Below are 18,042 nucleotides of genomic sequence, written 5' to 3'. Positions count from 1 at the left end.
TTCACTAAATTATCTTAGGCTAAATCTGCCTATAGGATCTTGTGTGCATCGATGTCGCTTTCTTTTATGATAGGATTTTCATGTTAGAAAAAATAAAACTTGAATGGTTTTCGAATGTTCGTGGCGATTTGCTCGCGGGTATTGTTGTGGCTTTAGCTCTGATCCCAGAAGCTATTGCTTTTTCTATTATTGCAGGTGTTGACCCTAAAGTTGGTCTTTACGCTTCTTTTTGTATCACTTTCATTATCTCTATTGTGGGTGGCCGCCCCGGAATGATTTCGGCTGCAACGGGTGCGATGGCGTTACTTATGGTCACTTTGGTTAAAGACCACGGTTTAGAGTATTTGTTAGCGGCAACTATGTTAACAGGGGTATTCCAAATCATAGCCGGATATTTAAAACTCGGCAGCTTAATGCGTTTTGTATCACGCTCTGTCGTGACGGGGTTTGTTAATGCATTAGCAATTCTTATCTTTATGGCTCAATTGCCCGAGTTAACCAATGTAACTTGGCATGTTTACGCGATGACAGCAGCAGGGTTAGGAATTGTTTATTTATTCCCATATGTTCCTGCTATCGGTAAAGCGATCCCATCTCCTTTGATTTGCATCATCGTTTTGACAATTGTAGCAAGCGTCTCTGGAATGGATATACGAACTGTTGGTGATATGGGGCAACTTCCCGATACGCTGCCTATTTTCTTATGGCCAGAAGTTCCACTTAATCTTGAAACTTTATTCATTATTTTACCTTATTCATTGGGCCTCGCTATGGTTGGTCTGTTGGAATCAATGATGACCGCCACGATTGTGGATGACCTTACGGATACCAAAAGTAATCGTAATCAAGAGTGTAAGGGACAAGGTATTGCTAACATTGGTGCAGGCTTAATGGGCGGTATGGCTGGTTGTGCCATGATTGGCCAGTCAATTATTAATATTAAATCTGGCGGACGTGGACGATTATCCACCTTAAGCTCCGGTATTTATCTTATCATCATGGTAGTTTTTCTAGATGAATGGCTTAAGCAAATCCCGATGGCAGCGTTAGTTGCAGTAATGATTATGGTAGCAATTGGTACCTTTTCTTGGAGTTCAATTAGAGATCTTAAAAAGCACCCATTATCAACAAATATTGTGATGATAACGACCGTTGTTGTGGTTGTGGCAACGCATAACTTAGCAATTGGTGTTTTTGTCGGGGTGTTATTAGCGACGTTATTCTTTGCCAATAAAATTGGTCGTTTTATGGTGGTAAAAACAGAGTCACCAGTAGATGCAAGCCGAACTTATCAAGTTATGGGACAAGTCTTTTTTGCATCATCAGAGCAATTTATTGAATCATTTGATTTTAAAGAGGTGGTGAATAAAGTTGTGATTGATCTCACTCATGCTCACTTTTGGGATATTACTTCAGTATCATCACTTGATAAGGTGGTGATTAAATTCCGACGCGAAGGAACAGATGTTGAAATTATTGGGATGAGTGAAGCAACAGAAACCATCGTTGATAAGTTTGGTGTGCATAATGATCCTAAAGAAGTCGAAAAGCTCATGGCAGGCCACTAAGGAGAAAGTAATGAATAACGTAATTACCTGTATTGATGGCTCAATCTATGCTGATTCCACTTGCCGTGCTGGCATTTGGGCATCGAATAAATTGAATAAAAAATTGTTGTTGTTACACGCAATTGAGAAAACACCATCAACCCAAGCCGAAGATCTTAGTGGTGCTATTGGCTTAGGCGCTCGTTCATCTTTATTAACTGAAATGGCCAGTTTAGATGAACAAAAAAGCAAATTAGCCTTGGAGTTAGGTAAAGAGATGCTGGAACATGCTTCTCAATTAGCGCAAGCACAAGGTTGTCACACAATTGAAAAAATGCAACGACATAGCGGTATCGTTGAAGCCATTTATGATCTGGAAGAAGAGGCTCGTTTAATTGTGATTGGACGCTCTGGTGAAAGCCATGGTGATAATTTCAATGTGGTGGGCTCTCACATTGAGCAAATTATTCGTCAAGTTCATACTCCTGTTGTTATTGCCAATAAAGAGTTTGCAGCCCCTAAAAGTTTTATGTTGGCTTATGATGGGCGTGAAACCGCAGATAAAGCGGTGAAAACTATTATTGAAGGAGGCTTACTTCATGGTTTGACATGTCATCTTGTCAGTGTGAAAAACAATCAACCTAAACAACAAGAAAAGTTTCAGCAAACCGAAGCTATGCTGAAAGAGAATGGATTTGAAGTATGTTCGAGTTTATTGGAAGGCAATGTATTTAATTCATTGATGGAATATAAATCGAGTCATGATGTTGAAATGCTTGTGATGGGCGCATTTTCACGCTCTAAGCTGGCACAGGTTTTCCTTGGCAGTAATACACTTAAAATGATGGAAAGTACTCAACTACCAATGGTAATTCTTCGCTAAGAAATTTTATTGGTTGTACTATTAGTCCAGCACAATTGAGTGCTGGTCTTTTTTGTCAAATTAAGTGTGATATACCTTATCCCTCCTTAATTCTGGTTCAGAAAATCTTTCCACAGAAGTTTCTGTGCGTTTATTGATGACTCAAGTATCAATGAACAACATGTAAAAATCCGAAGTGCAGTGACACTATTTGCCCCTCAATATCAAGAGTACTTGGTTAAAACGAAAAGGCTAACTCGCAACTCTTGGAATGATCCTGTAATGGCTGCTCTATAAGTTACTGGGTATCAAATGTTTGAGTCTAGTACAGTGAAAGTTGCACGCAGGGTTCTCAAGAAGACGGCTTTTAATAACAAATGTCGTCCACCCGACAAAGTGAATTGTGTTGGTGCTGAGTGAAGATTGTACATTCGATCCCTCGGTACTAAACTTAGTACATCTTAGTAATCCAATTGGTAAAAATTAGACATGTTGATGAATACTTACTATTAAAAATAGACAGCTGATTAAGCTCGGTGATTTTTTTAATATTAGATACTATCAACCTATGAAAGGTAATGGTTAATCGCTTACTTATCTATCTTTGACAGGAATTCTTAGCCAACTGTACGTACTTTATGCTGACATCAGCAACCGAGTCATGGACACACTATCTGATTTTGCCCCAAGAGTAGAAACGTATAGTATCGACGAGCAGTATCTAGATATGACCGGCATGTCTAGAAACTTTCCATTAGAAGATTACGGTCGCAAGATACAACAACGAATTTTGCAGATAGCTCATGTACCGGTCGGTGTTGGTTTTGCTCAAACTAAAACACTGGCTAAACTGGCAAACCATGCTGCTAAAACATGGACCAAAACAGGCGGTGTAGTCGATTTGAGTGCTACTTCACGCCAGAAACGGCTCATGTCCCTTGTGCCTGTTAATGAAGTATGGGGTGTGGGTAGAAAAATAAGTAACCGGCTAAATGCTATGGGGATAGTTACAGCGCTTGATTTGGCTAGGGCTGAAACAACCATGATCCGTAAAACATTCGGTGTGGTTGTAGAACGCACTGTGAGAGAGCTGAACGGTGAATCTTGCATCGAGCTTGAAGAAGTAGCAAAAACTAAAGAGCAAATCATTTGTTCACGTTCATTTGGAAAAAAAATTGAGCTCTATGAGCATATGCATCAGGCTATCTGCGAGTATTCAGAGAGAGCAGCAGAGAAACTTCGAGCTGAAAAACGAGTCTGTTCCTTTGTTTCTGTTTTTATCCAAACCAGCCATTACGCCAGCGGACCTCAATACTACAACCACCGTTCTGAACGGTTAGAATATCCAAGTGCTGATACAAGAGACATTATCAATGCAGCAGTGCGTCTGTTAAAGACCATCTGGAAATCGGGAGTTAAATATCACAAAGCTGGCATCATGCTCACTGATTTTTCTGATCCATCAGTTACTCAACTTAATTTATTTTCTGATAGTAAACCCTACAAAGGAAGTGAACAATTGATGAAAACCTTGGACCAGATAAATAATCGAGGTGTTAGCAAAATATGGTTCGCTGGAAAGGGAATGGACACAAACTGGCGCATGAAGCGAGAAATGCTTTCACCGGCATACACTACGAGAATTTCAGATCTTCCCGTAGTGAAGATTTAGAGGAAATCCACCAGCGTATTCAGCAGGATTCACCGCAATCCTACAATTGCTTCAACCAGTATACCTAAATTGAGAACGTCTTTCGTTTAGAATTATATTCATATTTCTGAACATTATTAAGATAATGAAACAATCATTATCAATTTATGATTGTTGCGATATGTCATTGATATGATTATCTTTAACACTTTTACCCTCTGGAGTTGTTCGCCTTTAACTAATTGATAGCAATGCACATAAATCGAAATGATGCCGTTTTCCTTATGTAACTAAGGAAAATAGAAAATCCTGTGTGATAGCCTTACGTCGAATAAAAATAATACCTAGTTACACAATGACAAGGCGAGGACTATGAATACTAACGCAGCAATTTCAACGAATAGCAGTCAACAAAATTCGAATATGAGCAAGGTACTTCTCAATGACCTACCCTACCCTACTCTGAAGAAAAATACTGAAGCGCACAATATCTCAACATTACGCAAAATGTCTGATGCCTTTGAGGAAAAGGTGTGTTCGCGTGGTGATATTTATCGCGTTAACGTTGAGTTACTGTACGTACAGGAAGGTTTCAATCTTCGGGAGATTGATACTGAACATGCTGGACGAATCAAGAATTCGTATGTATCAGGTGTTTATGTTCCACCTATCGTTGTGAAAGTTATAACGGTTGATAATCTGCCACGCTTACAGATTATTGATGGACACCACAGATATTGCGCTCTACGCATGGCAATGGAAGAAGGATGCACGATTAAAGGCGTATACGTCACGGAGTTCTCAGGCAGTCAGCAACTTGAGATCGTCAATATGCTGACATCTTCAGAAGGAAAACCTTTAGCTCCGTTAGAAAAAGCTGATGGTTTCCATCGTTTACTTAGTATGGGATGGGAAAAAAAGGAAATTGCACGATATACGAACACAAGTGTTGTTACGATCAACAGATTATTACGCTTGTTCCGAGCAGATTACAGAATCACTGATCTTGTCAGAAAGAACCTGATTACTTCAGATTTAGCCATAGAAATACTGCTTGAGTGTGAAGAAACTAATCAAGAGGCATATGATGTGATCATTGCAGGATTGCAGAAGGCGACTGACAGCGGCAAAAATAAAGTCACACGGAAATTTGTACCTTCAGCGAAGAAAGTACCTTTTTCAAAAAAAGAAATACATTCCGTGTTTTCACAATTAAGTGAAATCCGCACAACAATTCACGACAAAGTTGCTGATATTCAAGAAAATGATGAAACAGTGACTGTCGAAATGCCGGTAACAATTGTGACCCTGCTTAATGATGTTCTTCAGAAGTTTGCGAATGATGAATCCGCCGCATCTAATGATGATGAGAACGAACCGAGCAAAACCGAATCCAACACTGAAGCTATTCAGGCTTAACTATGGAATTACTTAACAAGGTGCAACTGATCGCACGATTAGGTTCGTCCCCGAAAGATAATCTGAAGTATTCAGAACGTAACGGTGAGGCAATGACCTACTTCTCTGTTGCAATTAACCGGCATGACTCGAAAGGAAACCCGATAACAGATTGGTTTAACATTAGTGCATACGGAAAAATAGCAGAAATAGCAGCTAATTTTGGTCAGAAAGGACAACTTGTTTACATCGAAGCAAGGCTACAACCGACTAATAATTCCTGTTCTATAATAATGAATTACCAGACAGGTGTGTTTAGAGTATTACCTAATAGTAAAAATACAAATGCAGGAGAGCAGAATGGCTAAGGCAGACCAAATTTCAAATTGTAACGTTCAAAATCCTAATTATGTGATGGCAGAAATGAAACGAGATCAAACAGTTCTAAACTATGCCCTATTTAAAGCGCGTGAGAAGCTACACGAGCTCAAACACCTAATGAATACGTCACAGTGCAGTGAAAGTGAAATTTTGCGCTATAACGGGGTTTTGGAGATGCTGGATAGCATATTTTCATCAGATGAAAAGGAACGTCAGAACTTATATCACTCTATGATCATGTCTGGTGTACAAATCATGTCCGGTAAGTTAAGTGGTGAGAATAGACAAGCCGTATTAGAAGCAACGACACCAGATCAGTTGGATGAGGTTTTAAAAGCCTCGGAAAATGAGGTATGGACTGAGTTGCAACTGCTATGTGAACAGCAGAACAACCTAAACTAAGAATCCAAAATGAAACTGACAATATCCTTGCCTTTCATTCTGATAACTACGCTGATCTCAGTGCCAGCGTTGGGTAATAGTTATTCTGCAATGGAAGGGATTGAAGGACAGCGATATTCTGATTTAGAGAAATACAAAGCCAACTGTCCAGCTTGTATGAGTGTTGTACAAAACATTAAAGATATCCGCTATCGGGCATGTGCACAATCAGTCACGGCAGATGATGTGATAATTAGGGACCCATTATATGGCTATTTGAATAGTTTGAAATTCATGTTGAATGATGATGCTTATAAACAGGTATTGACAATCATTGGTCATGAGAAGGATTGTTCTAATAGTATGAATTGGCTAGAAAAGGCTAATTCAAAGATCGAGCCACAGCTAAACAAGACATATTGACGGCTATGTGCTGCGCTTTGTACCTCTATTTTTCTGCCCTGCCAAAATGACAGCCAAAAAAAAACGCCACAATGTGGCGTTATAACCCTAGTGTTGGTACTTATTATAATCATATAACGTATGGCAAAACTAATTATACACATAAACACCCATGTGTATATGTGTTAATGTGTATTTGTGTATTTGTGTGTGATTCGTCACATATACACATATGTGTTAATGTGTGTACGCACATATAAAAATATTTTAGGCTTTATAGGTAATCAATCTAAAATCTAAGTGAAGAATTAAATCACAGGTACAATAATAAAAAGCAAAAACACTACCAGTTAAAGTAGAGGACCGGAGCATGTTTGTTTTTAATGAAGAAACGTTCCAACGGAACCCCAGTAATCCATGTCCAGATAATGAATTCAATAGTGACGTGATTGATTTTATAAAGGAAATAAGAAAGTTTTATCCTGAGTTAGAACATTGGAGCAATACCGGTGTACTGTTTGCTTGGGAAGGATATCTGCAAGATGTATACGCGGTCGGTTGGACTGAATTGGTACGCAAGAGAGAGAACGGCTTTCTCGCATACTGCTACATATCGCAGTTACGACCATGCTTTGATTTTGGTGGAACAGGGACATACAACACTGAAGTTTGGGATCTTGGAGAGCAAGAGCCGTGGAAAAAACAACTATTGCCAAAACTACCAGATTGGCTCGAATAATTGAGCATGAGGCACTTTTGTTTTGAATGTTACCTAGTGAAATTGAGATAAAAGTACAATAAAAAGGGATGAAATATCATCCCTATAAAACCACTACCTATTCATTTTCCTTTAGCCACTGATGAACATAATCTGATATTACATCTTTCATTGTGGTGTTTCGTTTGACACATGCAGCTTTGAATCGAATTTGAGTATCTTCGTCAAGATCTACATTAATGCGTTTGGTTTTTGTACTTTTATCAAGAATTTTATCTAAGTCTCTGTTTTCACCGAATTTCATTTTCTGTGAATTTGCTGATTCGTTAACTTTTTTAAGTGCCATAAAGTATCTCTTTTAATTTCAAAACACATATGCGCTTATGTGTTTTAGCGCACACGTGTAGATACACGTTCGTGTTAATGTGTTAATGTGTAAATACACATTATGACTCAAAAATAGTCAAAATTTCTCTGGTTAGTATTTCTATCTCGCCTTTTGCATTTCCATCATTAGTTTCAAAAATACTCTTACCATCTAGAATAGATTTGATATAGCTCTGCCGTTGAGAAATAGCTGTTTTGAAAGAAGGCAAGCCAGTATCTTTGAGGTTGTCTTTTAATACTTGCAACATAGTTGTTTGGTCAATTTTACGAGTAATCAGAAATCTAGCTTCTACTTTACGGCTGTATGCTTGAGCTTCGAGGACCGATGTAACACTACCGGCTGCGGAAAAATCAAGAGGGCTTGGCGAGACTGGAATTATAACTAGATCACTAACCATAACTGCTGCTGATGTAATGACAGAAAGTGAACCAGCTCCATCTACAATGACAAAATCATAATCACTTAGATCTTTACGGATGCTATAAACGTCTTTCTCACTGGCGGCGGTGAAAACATCATAATCACAGTTCCCTTCTTTAGACCAGTTAGATAGGCTCATTTGAGGATCTGTATCTACAACTGCTAATAAATAACCTGCTTTCTGCATAGCAGTAGCAACATTTATGACGGTGGTTGTTTTTCCAGAGCCGCCTTTCGGATTTAAAAAAGAAATTACTTTCACTGGAAAACCTCATATGTTTGTTTGTGTTTTTTTCATTATCTAAGGAAGCCAAAAAATAATCAATGTGTATTTGTGTTAATGTGTATTTAAGCAAAAACACATTAAATTATAAGAAAAACATACCTGACCTGTGAAATCAGTTAGTTACACACGCGATAATGTGTTTATGTGTTTATGTGTTTAGTCACATTAACACAATCAACAATGTTGATACATTTAAATTAGAGTGCTACTATTAAAACTCGGACGTTGAATTGTAGAGGTGATAAATGGCTCAGGTCACAGTAAAAAAATGGGGCAATAGCCCGTCTGTACGGCTTCCTGTTGCAATCATGCAAAAAGCGGCACTTAGCGTTGATGATACGGTTGAAATAGCGGTAGAAGAAGGTCGTATCATCATTACGCCAGTTAAAGCAGTAGAATACTCATTAGAAAATTTGTTAGCCGGTATCACGCCGGAGAATATTCATGAGAAAGTAGACTTCGGAGCTCGAACAGGTAAGGAATTAATTTAATGGTATCTCGATACGTTCCTGATTCTGGCGATTTGATTTGGATTGACTTTGATCCAGTTGAAGGACATGAGCAGGGCGGTCATCGTCCAGCAGTTGTCCTCAGCCCATTTGCATACAATAATAAAGTAGGGCTCTTATTATGCGTACCATGTACAACTAAGGGCAAAGGCTATCCATTTGAATGCGAACTCTCGAACGAAAGAGACAGCTACGCATTAGCGGATCAAGTTACATGTGTTGACTGGAGAGCTCGTAAGGTTACTAAAAAGGGCAAAGTGGAGGCATCAGAACTGGCAGAGATAAAAGCTAAAGCAAAGGCGTTAATAGGTTAGATATAATAATTATAAGGGTTATGGGATAGAATGGAAAATGAAACACTACACACAGCAACAGGTAATCAAACTCCTTTAGATAATGCTATATCATCATTAAGCTCTATTTTAGATGTTATTTTCACAGTAAATGATTATGTTTTGTTTTTTATAATTTTAATAATGATTTTCGCTAAATCGAAATCAAGACTATTCAAATTGGCATTTGGTTATTCTGGTATATCAGTTGTATTTTTACTCTCTAGCTATTTTATCAGGGATGATTTACTGTTTGATATTAATAATACACCGCGATTCGGATTATTAATGATCAATATAGGCATGATTACAACAGCATTATATTTAATATACTGGCTTATCTATCTATTCAACGAAAGTGGTATGATTGATAGCAAAAAGAGTGAACCATAGCTAACCGAAAAAGGGTGCTTGTATCACCAATCCTTCGTAATCTATAAAAGAGAAAATGTGGGGGTTTCCCCCCACAAGAGCAACATTACTTATCACAAGATAGCGTAGCTTGAACCACTGTGCCTCCGCTTGTGAAATTTAGTGAACATAAGCGATCACGCATTAACAATGAGAAGCACAGAACTGTGATGCACACAGCAATCAGCCCAATCAGGGCAAATTTGCTCATTTCTCTTGACTCCTTGAGTAAAAGGAGACAGAATCAAATTGCGAAGTTTGTAGACTGCCTCGAATTAAGGGTTATACCTGATTCGGGGCTTTCGTCTTTTTGGCTCGTATCAATGCTCGAACCAAAATGATTCAAGCACCCAAAACGATATTAGCAGATTATTATTAATTGCAATACTATTTATTATTAATAATATTTGTTTGTTTTTATGATATTTCTTTAAGTATTTTAATATAAATGGCTCATACTAACTTGAATTGAATAATATCAATTATATATTTAAATATTCTATGAAATCACCATATATTAGTGGTGGGTATAATTTTATTTACACCCACATGTTATTAATACCTTTCAATAAACCTTAATAGCTACCTTTGTAGCAAGTAGAGATGAATTGTAATTCTCCGTTATTAGATATTTTTGAGTGTAGCACATCAATGCTATATTTAATCATAAAATCTGAAATCTCTTTTGTACAAAAGCTATTCTTCCATTTAGATATTCTTGATATGTTTTGTTCAAAAGCAAACGCATCAACATCTGCATTTTTAAGAGAGAGTAACTTTTTATCTGTGGTATCAAAATTTAGCATATAAGTATTAACCGGACTAGACATCGTTTGTGTAACACCAATATATTTAACATCCCACGCATTAGTTTTATTGAATGAATTGGTTATGTACTCATCTAGCCAGATGTTTATCTTATCCATTTCATCCTTAGATGTTTCCTTCTTGTCAATAAAATCATTTCTACTAAATATATATGTTTTTAAGGTTTCTCCGTTAACAACATCTCTTATAGTTAGCACATTGTTTGCCGTAGAGAAAAATATCTGTGGTTCAGACAGATCAGCACCATACCAACGAGCATTGGGTAAGTTTTCGTCAAAGAAACTTAGTCTGTTTGTTGACTCTTTTCTACACAGATATGAAAAGAGTTTACCATCTTGGCTTCTTATGTATCTAATTCTACTGATATTATTTGAAATTTCCGTCGATTGCATTATATCTATATCACGATCATATATGGTAGATAATCCTGCTTTACAAATTTCTGATAGTGAAAATGACATTTGACTTTCAGCGGAAATCGCATTTTGGATATGTGTGATACTCAATGATAAGACTGCAAATAAAATTAATTTATTGGCTTTCACATTTTTTCCTTTATTTTTACTATAAATTAGCACTTATAGAATTATAAAAATTTATAATTATAGCTACATGGTAGCTATTCAATTGATTCTGATATTACCAAAAAAAGGAAATCACTAATCAGTGTATTAAACCTACTTTCTACCCACAAATTCATAATACAAGTTACATTATGGATTTTAATCATCAATAATGTGCAATATATCACCGAGTATTGTTATATTTGCAATAATATCTATGTTTTAACTTTTGGATGATAAATCCTTGTGTTACTCTTTACTCGGTTAAATATACGTTTAATGTAGTAACTTTTTTTATTTTATGATTTATGGTTAATGATGCTATTTGATGCACCAGAATTCACCACAATTTTCACACCAATTTTCAGCACCAAGGAGGCACTGATGGGAGAGTTAATTTTACGTGACAACGTAACAGATATTGTTGATGTAAATAACATGACGAAAAACACCAACAATCCAGCAACCAGCTACTTGCTACGGCTCCGTTCCAAACAAAGCCAAAAGACAATGCGATCCTGCCTAGTGTCAGTGGTGAAATTGTTTCGTGCTATGGACCCGTTTACTTTCGATTGGTCCATCATAGATCGAGATGCCGTTCAATTGGTACTTCAGAAATTAATACTGGAGAAAAAGACCCCAAATAGTATCAACTTGATATTGAGTGCCATTAAAGGGGTGGCTGAAGAAGCCAGAGCATCACGAGTCATAGATAGTGATACATATCAGGATATTAGAAGCATACGCCGGATTCGAGGGAACCGTATTGGTCGAGGGCGTTCACTGAGTAGTAGTGAAATAACGCATATTTATCAGCATCTTGATAGCATAAATACCGCAGTCTCGGTACGTGATGCGGCGATTGTATCATTAATGCTTGGCTGTGGTTTGCGCCGTGCTGAAGTCACTTTGTTGAATATGGAAGATATCAATTTTGATAATTACTCCATTAAAATCATGGGTAAAGGAAACAAAGAAAGAACTAACTTCATGCCAAGTGACACGCTCCGTCGTATTCGCTTATGGATAGAAACTGTAAGAGGGGATCATACCGGTGCAGTTTTTACCCGCATACGTAAAAATGATGATGTGACTTGCGATAGAATAACAACCGATGGTTTACGGTATATTATTGATAAATTGGTGAAAGATTCAGCCTCAGATTCATTTACACCGCATGATTGCCGACGAACCTATGCCACTAAGTTGTTAGAACTAGGTGAGGACCTACTTACTGTCAGAGAAGCTATGGGGCACAGTAGTGTCGCTACTACACAGCGATATGATAAACGAGGTGTAACACGCTTAGAGGCTGCTGCACGTAATCTGCAATATTATTAGAGATATAACACAAATGAGATCACAATCGCATTTTGTAGAAACTGAAGCTATAAAGATAGTCCACAATCAGATACCCAGTAACAATTGGGTGTTACGTTCCATTGGTGAAAGAGATTACGGCTCAGATTTCATGATTGAGCTTTTTGATAATAAAGAATCAACTGGTGATTGTTTTTTGTACAATCTAAAGGAACTGTCAGTTCATTTGATAAAACTGTAAAACTAAGTTTTCCTGTTAAAACAATAAAATACGCATTATTATTTAACGTTCCTTTTTTTATATTTTACACATCCATACCATCAAATGAAACTAAATACATATGGTTACAAAAGTATGTGGAAATACACCTTAATAATAAAAATCAAAATTGGCAGCAACAAGAATCAGTGACAATCACATTCCCTGAAGAAAATGATCTATCCTCGAATATTGAAAAAGTAAATGAACTATTAACGAATCACCGCGAAACGTCACAAAGTTTAGCATTTCTAAAAGTATATGAAGAACTAGTGTTTCACGCTAGAAATGTTTTATCTGGTGAATTTGGAGTGGGTCATACTTGTGTTATTTACTGTTATAAATTAGTAAAATTAAATTGGTTAATTAATTATCTAGCATCTAATACTTGTGTGAATATCGAAAGAATTAGTATTTTCAATATGAAAGATGCATTTGAAGAAATTGCAAGTACAAATATTATTGACAATGAAAACAGGAACGTAATTACTGAACAATTAAAATTATTGAGCGAATTGAAACAAATTATTATATCAACAGAATCTAGAGAAGAACTAGGCTGTGAAAATTACGGTTTATTCCCATTTTAATTACATCAAGTGAAATAAACATGCGAAATCTAACGGTATGGACATTATCTGAAATAACAAAACTATTCGGAACCATTAATGAGCCGTTTTTCATCGAAAAGATATGCAGATTTATCGGACGTAGTGTAAATGATGTCCTCTCAAAATTATTGAACATGGGGTTGTGTGAAATAAACTATAAGGATAATAAGATATCTACGGCTAGGAATACTAATTTAAATCACCTCATTCCTCATTCATCATTTATTCCTAAATTATTAGAACTTGGTTGGATATATGAGTTATCAAACAGGGAGGAATCTCTTAAAGCCCCCAAGTGGTGGGTAAGTAATGATCAATTTCCTATGAGCAACACTAACGATTTGAATCGTAATGAAACAGTATGGGTTAATGAAGAAATTCATACAGTTATCTCCATGATACAAAACAAGATGAACCTAAGCTCAATCGCAGATAAGATACATAGAAATCAATCATCTATAACTACAATGTTAATGGATCTTGGTATTTTAGAATGCATTGACAAGCAAGAAATATTTTTGTCTGAAGTTAATGAAGTGAAACTTTCAAAGTATACATTTAATAATGCGCTTGTTCTTATTAATCATGGATGGGTTGTTACCAGCAATAATTTACATGCGCCTAATTGGTGGCTTGAAAATAACAAGGATAATGACAATGTCCATAATAACCACTGCAATGAAAGTGAAAAAATAACCGGTAGTGACAGCAGACAATTGTATATGTTTGTTAAAACTGAATTAGAGGGTATCCTAAACACTATTCATGAAAATAAGCGTATCGACGAATTGTCAGATGTCACGTATTTGGGTTATACACTGTCAGATTTAACAACCTACATCGGTATTACTTCAGTTAGGGCAGGGCAGCTCACAAGGAACAATAAAATCCACATGAGTTATTTTATGGATAAACCTTATAATATAAAGAAAATATTGATTAATTTTGGCTGGAAAGTTTCAGAGGATTTATTAGCAGCTCCTGAATGGTGGTCTAATGAAGAATAAATACACTACATTCATTCGGATCATTTTTTTAACCGTCATTTGTGTATATCCAGCATATATGTTAATTCGAAAAAGAAATATAATTGATATTTCAGTATTAATATTAACTGTTTTAATTGCATTAGTAGGCGATTTTGTTGAATCTATTCCGTTAATTGAATTATCTAAGGTATTCGCATCATTCTTTCTTCTTGCAATTTATGTATATTGCTATCGTATCTATTTTGAACACTCTAAAAATCATATTGATTCAATCAGCTTTAAAACAGTTAATAACAAGATAGGACATCTTGTTTTTTCCAGTGACACTATATGTTATTTTTTGCCTTTAAAAATAAGTAGCCACTTTAATATGTTATGGTTTTATGGATATTTGAGAGCCGTAACTATGCACCACCAAAATAGAAAGTGATACTTTTAAGACTGTTTACTAAGAAAAAAGATACCATATAACGGGTACATTGCCTTTTTAATTTCTGAAGGCTGAAGCTCATGAACTTCATAAGTACCCTTATTCTTGCACTTATCCTACGAATTCTTTACCTCATATATCGAAAACGTAAGCCTAGTTTTTATACTGTTAGCTTGGTAATAATATCAGTTATTGTGTGGTCCGTTAAATCCTACCTATTGGACTATTATATTATCCCAACATCCTCTATGGCACCGACATTGAAAGCCGGTGATCTCATTTTTGCAAAGCCGGTTGACGCGCAAAAAGAGCAATTGATGCGTGGAGATATAGTGATTTTCCGAGCTCCTGCATTCCCTTCATTCATTTATGTAAAACGCATAATCGGATTGGCTGGCGATACTATCACTTATGCCGATGATAAGTCGGTCCAGATCAACGGAAGGATGATCGGGCAGCTAAACCATCATAATGACCATACGAGTACCTATCAGGCGCTTCAGGAACGTAATACGCAACAATATGATTATGTCATTGATAACCGTAAACCATTCGTTAAGCCGATTTATACACAATGGGTAATTCCTGATGGATATGTTTTTGTTCTTGGCGATAACAGAGATCATTCATGGGATTCACGTTTTTTTGAAAATGCAGTTGGAACTCCACGCCATTTGCGAGGGCTTGTTAAAAAGGAACTTTTGATAAGCCGGTATTTAGCCACGGCTTTTACACTTGAGTTTATGAAAAGCGATTTTGATATAGGGGAGAATAGCTTAAAAGTAATTTCTGAAGCTCAAACGGCAGAGGGGAATGATGGGGATAAATAGAAGCTGTATCGCATTAATTTGCTTTTTCTTGTCCTCTTGTGGTTCTACCACAGGGGCGATCACTACACACGAGCATCTTGTGACGCAAGCCACACAAGATAAGCATGTCAGTTCTGGTGGCTTCGATAGATGTATTGGCAAGAGAGATTACTGGTCTTGAAGCAAATGAAATAAAGCAACTCTATGAGGTGAAGGGGAGTGACAACACATTAATTAAAATTGATATGGCATCTATACCATGCTCGATATTGCTTAAAAAGAACACAGGTCAAAGTAGTGAGATTTGGCTTATAACTGATATGGGTTGCAATGAATATTTATAAAGTCTCAGTAATCAGCTCCCTTTTATTTTCTTCTATGTCGTACAGCAAACCTGTTTTTATAGGAGATTCGCTTACCTATGAGATAGCTAAAGGGTACAGCACAATCCAAGCGGTTGATGCTCGATACAAAGTGGGTAGCGGATTATCCACAAAGAAGATCCTAGATTGGCAGAGATACGCAGAGCAATTCAGTTTTGAAGAATACGATACCGTTTACGTGATTCTCGGTACTAACGACCATGTTCAAATATCAGAAAAAGAAAAGTACACCTCTAAAGTTCGGCATTTTATCCAAACCATAAAAGCCAGAAACCAAAATGTGATCTGGTTACTTCCTCCAACCCTTAAAGACCCCGCCAAAAACAGACTATTAGATAACACTCGACAAGCCATAATGACGGCTTCGCAGATAGAGGGGATCACCACCGTAGATACACGAACGGTTCTTGGTGAAACATACAAGGATGTCATAGATGGGACAACAGTTCGCACGAAAGATGGAATACATATCACTCCGAACGGAGCCTTACTTACCGTGACACAGCTACTTTTTTAGTAAATTGGAATGTTGTAATGAGAAGAAAGCGTAGATTTAAGAAACGAAATCCCTATGTAACTAATATGAATATTTCATTTATATTCTATATGACTACTTTGATATTTCTTAGGGAAGCTGCGATTAAGTGGTCCGCAGCTCCCGATATGACGCCCCAAACCGTCCTTTATCGACGTCCTGTGGCTCAATTTTCCAATTTTCAGCCCAAAATCGTCTCTTCGTGGCTGATTTTGGCCCTGTTTCAGGCCAATTTCCTCATTTCAGGTAGATCTCGCCTGTGCCCGTATCAATTAGTCAACTCGAACCAGGTTCGCCAGGGTGAATAACATCGCCAGTTGACTGTCATTTTTAGCCAGCCCCTTGTACCTGGCTTTGACGAAACCAAACTGACATTTTACTATCCGAAATGGATGCTCAACCTTCGCTCGGATACTCGCTTTCAGGTATTCGTAACGGATGGCCAGCTTGTTCTTGCGCGGGTGTTGCTTCAATGCATTCACTTTGCCGGGACGCTTGGCGATAAGCCAGTCTGCGCTGACATCGCTGAGCTCATCGCGCTTTTCGGCCCCCTGATAACCAGCATCGGCTGAGATAAATTCTTCATCGCCATGCAGTAACTTGCCAACCTGATTGAGGTCGTGCTCGTTAGCCGCCGTGGTCACCAGACTGTGGGTCAGGCCACTTTTGGCGTCCACGCCAATGTGCGCTTTCATGCCGAAGTACCACTGGTTACCTTTCTTGGTCTGGTGCATGTCTTCATCACGGCTGTTGTGTTTGTTTTTGGTAGAGCTGGGGGCTTGAATGATGGTGGCATCCACCAAGGTGCCCTGGGTCATTAGAACGCCACACTCTGCTAGCCAGTGATTAACGGTACTGAAGATTTTGCGGGCCAGTTCATGCTGCTCCAGCAAATGCCGGAAATTCATGATGGTAGTGCGGTCTGGAATGGCTTTATCCAGTGACAGGCGAGCAAATTGGCGCATGGAGGCGATTTCATAGAGGGCATCTTCCATGGCCTCATCGCTCAGGTTGTACCATTGCTGCATGCAGTGAATACGCAGCATGGTTTCCAGCGGATAGGGCCTGCGACCATTACCGGCCTTGGGATACACAGGCTCGATAACGCCAAGTAATTTGTCCCAGGGAAGCAAGTCATCCATTCTGCCAAGGAAAACTTCTTTGCGGGTCTGGCGGCGTTTACTGGAAAACTCACTGTCGGCAAAAGTCAGTTGCTGGCTCATCCGGTTACTCATTCTGGGTTCAGGTTACAACACGATGATCTCACATCTCGGACTTATTCGCACCTTCCCTAATAAAGCTTGGCTATGGCTTGTATACCAAGGCAAGGATTAACAGCTTAACAGGCAGACCCATGCCTACTAACCCAGGGGGAAGCGATGCCCTGATGCGTGAGATATTAAAGATGAAAGGGGTCGATTTTGAGATGGACAACCTATCTCTGCAAAGCCTCTCAGGTGAAAGCACTCAAATACCATCATCCGTTCATTATTCATGGAATCCTAAGCAGTTTAATCGCAAGCTGGTAGTCGGCAATCGAGTACTGGGGACGTCTCAGAAAACGGAAAATAAAGCACGTTAAGCCCATTGCAGACTCTAGATATTGACGAGTACGTCGGGTTTTCTCTT

The 18,042-nt window shown here is 37.9% G+C and carries 23 protein-coding genes and 1 pseudogene; 18 read left to right on the top strand and 6 right to left on the bottom strand.

Annotated features, from left to right (window positions below; all coding sequences use genetic code 11):
- Positions 1 to 80 precede the first annotated feature (80 nt).
- From GTH24_RS21470 to GTH24_RS21435, 8 genes are all read left to right on the top strand, one after another.
- Positions 81 to 1,568 (top strand): SulP family inorganic anion transporter, encoded by a 1,488-nt coding sequence (locus GTH24_RS21470; RefSeq protein ID WP_024008860.1) that lies wholly within the window; start codon positions 81 to 83, stop codon positions 1,566 to 1,568.
- A 10-nt stretch (positions 1,569 to 1,578) separates the two neighbouring features.
- Positions 1,579 to 2,430, top strand: coding sequence for a universal stress protein (locus GTH24_RS21465; RefSeq protein WP_024008861.1), 852 nt, complete (start codon positions 1,579 to 1,581; stop codon positions 2,428 to 2,430).
- Positions 2,431 to 3,013: 583 nt separating this feature from the next.
- Positions 3,014 to 4,081 carry a translesion error-prone DNA polymerase V subunit UmuC gene (gene umuC / locus GTH24_RS21460; RefSeq protein WP_159227769.1) on the top strand — a complete coding sequence of 356 codons (1,068 nt, stop codon included), beginning with the start codon at positions 3,014 to 3,016 and terminating at the stop codon, positions 4,079 to 4,081.
- 351 nt (positions 4,082 to 4,432) lie between these two features.
- Entirely contained in the window at positions 4,433 to 5,479 is a 1,047-nt protein-coding gene (locus GTH24_RS21455; RefSeq protein ID WP_072070749.1) for a ParB/RepB/Spo0J family partition protein, read from the top strand.
- Between the two features lie 2 nt (positions 5,480 to 5,481).
- On the top strand, positions 5,482 to 5,826 hold the full coding sequence (locus GTH24_RS21450) for a single-stranded DNA-binding protein (RefSeq protein WP_023159966.1): 345 nt from the start codon (positions 5,482 to 5,484) through the stop codon (positions 5,824 to 5,826).
- Positions 5,819 to 6,241: a hypothetical protein gene (locus GTH24_RS21445; RefSeq protein WP_048821775.1), complete on the top strand. Its 423-nt coding sequence runs from the start codon at positions 5,819 to 5,821 to the stop codon at positions 6,239 to 6,241. Before GTH24_RS21450 ends, GTH24_RS21445 begins: the two co-directional genes overlap by 8 nt.
- 9 nt (positions 6,242 to 6,250) lie before the next feature.
- Positions 6,251 to 6,643, top strand: coding sequence for a hypothetical protein (locus GTH24_RS21440; RefSeq protein ID WP_109910891.1), 393 nt, complete (start codon positions 6,251 to 6,253; stop codon positions 6,641 to 6,643).
- Positions 6,644 to 6,992: 349 nt separating this feature from the next.
- Positions 6,993 to 7,361: a hypothetical protein gene (locus GTH24_RS21435; RefSeq protein WP_109910890.1), complete on the top strand. Its 369-nt coding sequence runs from the start codon at positions 6,993 to 6,995 to the stop codon at positions 7,359 to 7,361.
- Positions 7,362 to 7,458: 97 nt separating this feature from the next.
- On the opposite strand, the gene GTH24_RS21430 is transcribed toward GTH24_RS21435, so the two are convergent.
- Both GTH24_RS21430 and GTH24_RS21425 read right to left on the bottom strand, forming a co-directional pair.
- Complete coding sequence (locus GTH24_RS21430) at positions 7,459 to 7,686, bottom strand: plasmid partition protein ParG (RefSeq protein WP_096864993.1); 228 nt, start codon at positions 7,684 to 7,686, stop codon at positions 7,459 to 7,461.
- A 100-nt stretch (positions 7,687 to 7,786) separates the two neighbouring features.
- Positions 7,787 to 8,410, bottom strand: coding sequence for an AAA family ATPase (locus GTH24_RS21425; RefSeq protein WP_109910889.1), 624 nt, complete (start codon positions 8,408 to 8,410; stop codon positions 7,787 to 7,789).
- 269 nt (positions 8,411 to 8,679) lie between these two features.
- On the opposite strand from GTH24_RS21425, the gene GTH24_RS21420 reads away from it, so the two are divergent.
- From GTH24_RS21420 to GTH24_RS21410, 3 genes are read left to right on the top strand one after another with little or no spacing between them, the layout of a single operon-like run.
- Positions 8,680 to 8,925 (top strand): AbrB/MazE/SpoVT family DNA-binding domain-containing protein, encoded by a 246-nt coding sequence (locus tag GTH24_RS21420; protein WP_096864992.1) that lies wholly within the window; start codon positions 8,680 to 8,682, stop codon positions 8,923 to 8,925.
- Complete coding sequence (mazF, locus tag GTH24_RS21415) at positions 8,925 to 9,257, top strand: endoribonuclease MazF (RefSeq protein WP_023159957.1); 333 nt, start codon at positions 8,925 to 8,927, stop codon at positions 9,255 to 9,257. Before GTH24_RS21420 ends, mazF begins: the two co-directional genes overlap by 1 nt.
- A gap of 30 nt (positions 9,258 to 9,287) precedes the next feature.
- Positions 9,288 to 9,668, top strand: a complete 381-nt coding sequence (locus GTH24_RS21410; protein ID WP_096864991.1) for a hypothetical protein — start codon at positions 9,288 to 9,290, stop codon at positions 9,666 to 9,668.
- Between the two features lie 85 nt (positions 9,669 to 9,753).
- Here GTH24_RS21410 and GTH24_RS21405 read toward each other — a convergent pair whose 3' ends face one another.
- The 3 genes from GTH24_RS21405 to GTH24_RS22050 all read right to left on the bottom strand — a co-directional run bounded on the left by GTH24_RS21405 (position 9,754) and on the right by GTH24_RS22050 (position 11,517).
- Positions 9,754 to 9,897, bottom strand: coding sequence for a Hok/Gef family protein (locus GTH24_RS21405; protein ID WP_071547955.1), 144 nt, complete (start codon positions 9,895 to 9,897; stop codon positions 9,754 to 9,756).
- Positions 9,898 to 10,261: 364 nt separating this feature from the next.
- Positions 10,262 to 11,059, bottom strand: coding sequence for a hypothetical protein (locus GTH24_RS21400; protein ID WP_048607643.1), 798 nt, complete (start codon positions 11,057 to 11,059; stop codon positions 10,262 to 10,264).
- Between the two features lie 317 nt (positions 11,060 to 11,376).
- Complete coding sequence (locus GTH24_RS22050) at positions 11,377 to 11,517, bottom strand: hypothetical protein (RefSeq protein ID WP_206535566.1); 141 nt, start codon at positions 11,515 to 11,517, stop codon at positions 11,377 to 11,379.
- Positions 11,518 to 11,602: 85 nt separating this feature from the next.
- On the opposite strand from GTH24_RS22050, the gene GTH24_RS21395 reads away from it, so the two are divergent.
- The 6 genes from GTH24_RS21395 to GTH24_RS21370 all read left to right on the top strand — a co-directional run bounded on the left by GTH24_RS21395 (position 11,603) and on the right by GTH24_RS21370 (position 16,395).
- The gene (locus GTH24_RS21395) at positions 11,603 to 12,418 is read left to right on the top strand and encodes a tyrosine-type recombinase/integrase (protein ID WP_164526964.1); all 816 of its coding nucleotides are present in this window, start codon (positions 11,603 to 11,605) and stop codon (positions 12,416 to 12,418) included.
- A gap of 168 nt (positions 12,419 to 12,586) precedes the next feature.
- Positions 12,587 to 13,246, top strand: a complete 660-nt coding sequence (locus GTH24_RS21390) for a DUF4365 domain-containing protein (RefSeq protein WP_125894568.1) — start codon at positions 12,587 to 12,589, stop codon at positions 13,244 to 13,246.
- 20 nt (positions 13,247 to 13,266) lie between these two features.
- Positions 13,267 to 14,274, top strand: coding sequence for a hypothetical protein (locus GTH24_RS21385; RefSeq protein WP_164526963.1), 1,008 nt, complete (start codon positions 13,267 to 13,269; stop codon positions 14,272 to 14,274).
- Positions 14,275 to 14,766: 492 nt separating this feature from the next.
- Entirely contained in the window at positions 14,767 to 15,516 is a 750-nt protein-coding gene (lepB, locus tag GTH24_RS21380; RefSeq protein WP_125894564.1) for a signal peptidase I, read from the top strand.
- Between the two features lie 104 nt (positions 15,517 to 15,620).
- On the top strand, positions 15,621 to 15,839 hold the full coding sequence (locus GTH24_RS22045) for a hypothetical protein (RefSeq protein ID WP_125894562.1): 219 nt from the start codon (positions 15,621 to 15,623) through the stop codon (positions 15,837 to 15,839).
- Complete coding sequence (locus tag GTH24_RS21370) at positions 15,826 to 16,395, top strand: GDSL-type esterase/lipase family protein (protein ID WP_241254140.1); 570 nt, start codon at positions 15,826 to 15,828, stop codon at positions 16,393 to 16,395. The genes GTH24_RS22045 and GTH24_RS21370 overlap by 14 nt, the downstream gene beginning before the upstream one ends.
- Before the next feature lie 290 nt (positions 16,396 to 16,685).
- Here the strand turns inward: GTH24_RS21370 and GTH24_RS21365 are convergent, their stop codons facing one another.
- Entirely contained in the window at positions 16,686 to 17,636 is a 951-nt protein-coding gene (locus GTH24_RS21365; protein WP_125894560.1) for an IS5-like element ISEc68 family transposase, read from the bottom strand.
- A gap of 68 nt (positions 17,637 to 17,704) precedes the next feature.
- On the opposite strand from GTH24_RS21365, the pseudogene GTH24_RS21360 reads away from it, so the two are divergent.
- A pseudogene (locus tag GTH24_RS21360) lies at positions 17,705 to 17,995 on the top strand (hypothetical protein); the annotation flags it as partial.
- Between the last annotated feature and the right edge of the window lie 47 nt (positions 17,996 to 18,042).

It is taken from the genome of Proteus vulgaris (genome assembly GCF_011045815.1).
GTDB classification, from domain to species: domain Bacteria; phylum Pseudomonadota; class Gammaproteobacteria; order Enterobacterales; family Enterobacteriaceae; genus Proteus; species Proteus vulgaris_B.
The sequence above is the reverse complement of the archived record's forward strand: the minus strand, read 5'-3'. Positions and strand labels throughout refer to the sequence as shown.

Excerpts from the sequence above, each read along its gene's own strand:
- GTH24_RS21465 (WP_024008861.1), top strand. The coding sequence starts at position 1,579 with ATGAATAACGTAATTACCTGTATTGATGGCTCAATCTATGCTGATTCC.
- GTH24_RS22050 (WP_206535566.1), bottom strand. The coding sequence starts at position 11,517 with ATGTTATTTACATCAACAATATCTGTTACGTTGTCACGTAAAATTAAC.
- GTH24_RS21385 (WP_164526963.1), top strand. The coding sequence starts at position 13,267 with ATGCGAAATCTAACGGTATGGACATTATCTGAAATAACAAAACTATTC.
- GTH24_RS21410 (WP_096864991.1), top strand. The coding sequence starts at position 9,288 with ATGGAAAATGAAACACTACACACAGCAACAGGTAATCAAACTCCTTTA.
- GTH24_RS22045 (WP_125894562.1), top strand. The coding sequence starts at position 15,621 with ATGTCAGTTCTGGTGGCTTCGATAGATGTATTGGCAAGAGAGATTACT.
- lepB (WP_125894564.1), top strand. The coding sequence starts at position 14,767 with ATGAACTTCATAAGTACCCTTATTCTTGCACTTATCCTACGAATTCTT.
- GTH24_RS21440 (WP_109910891.1), top strand. The coding sequence starts at position 6,251 with ATGAAACTGACAATATCCTTGCCTTTCATTCTGATAACTACGCTGATC.
- GTH24_RS21455 (WP_072070749.1), top strand. The coding sequence starts at position 4,433 with ATGAATACTAACGCAGCAATTTCAACGAATAGCAGTCAACAAAATTCG.
- GTH24_RS21435 (WP_109910890.1), top strand. The coding sequence starts at position 6,993 with ATGTTTGTTTTTAATGAAGAAACGTTCCAACGGAACCCCAGTAATCCA.
- GTH24_RS21405 (WP_071547955.1), bottom strand. The coding sequence starts at position 9,897 with ATGAGCAAATTTGCCCTGATTGGGCTGATTGCTGTGTGCATCACAGTT.
- GTH24_RS21420 (WP_096864992.1), top strand. The coding sequence starts at position 8,680 with ATGGCTCAGGTCACAGTAAAAAAATGGGGCAATAGCCCGTCTGTACGG.
- mazF (WP_023159957.1), top strand. The coding sequence starts at position 8,925 with ATGGTATCTCGATACGTTCCTGATTCTGGCGATTTGATTTGGATTGAC.
- GTH24_RS21430 (WP_096864993.1), bottom strand. The coding sequence starts at position 7,686 with ATGGCACTTAAAAAAGTTAACGAATCAGCAAATTCACAGAAAATGAAA.
- GTH24_RS21370 (WP_241254140.1), top strand. The coding sequence starts at position 15,826 with ATGAATATTTATAAAGTCTCAGTAATCAGCTCCCTTTTATTTTCTTCT.
- GTH24_RS21365 (WP_125894560.1), bottom strand. The coding sequence starts at position 17,636 with ATGAGCCAGCAACTGACTTTTGCCGACAGTGAGTTTTCCAGTAAACGC.
- GTH24_RS21450 (WP_023159966.1), top strand. The coding sequence starts at position 5,482 with ATGGAATTACTTAACAAGGTGCAACTGATCGCACGATTAGGTTCGTCC.
- GTH24_RS21470 (WP_024008860.1), top strand. The coding sequence starts at position 81 with ATGTTAGAAAAAATAAAACTTGAATGGTTTTCGAATGTTCGTGGCGAT.
- GTH24_RS21445 (WP_048821775.1), top strand. The coding sequence starts at position 5,819 with ATGGCTAAGGCAGACCAAATTTCAAATTGTAACGTTCAAAATCCTAAT.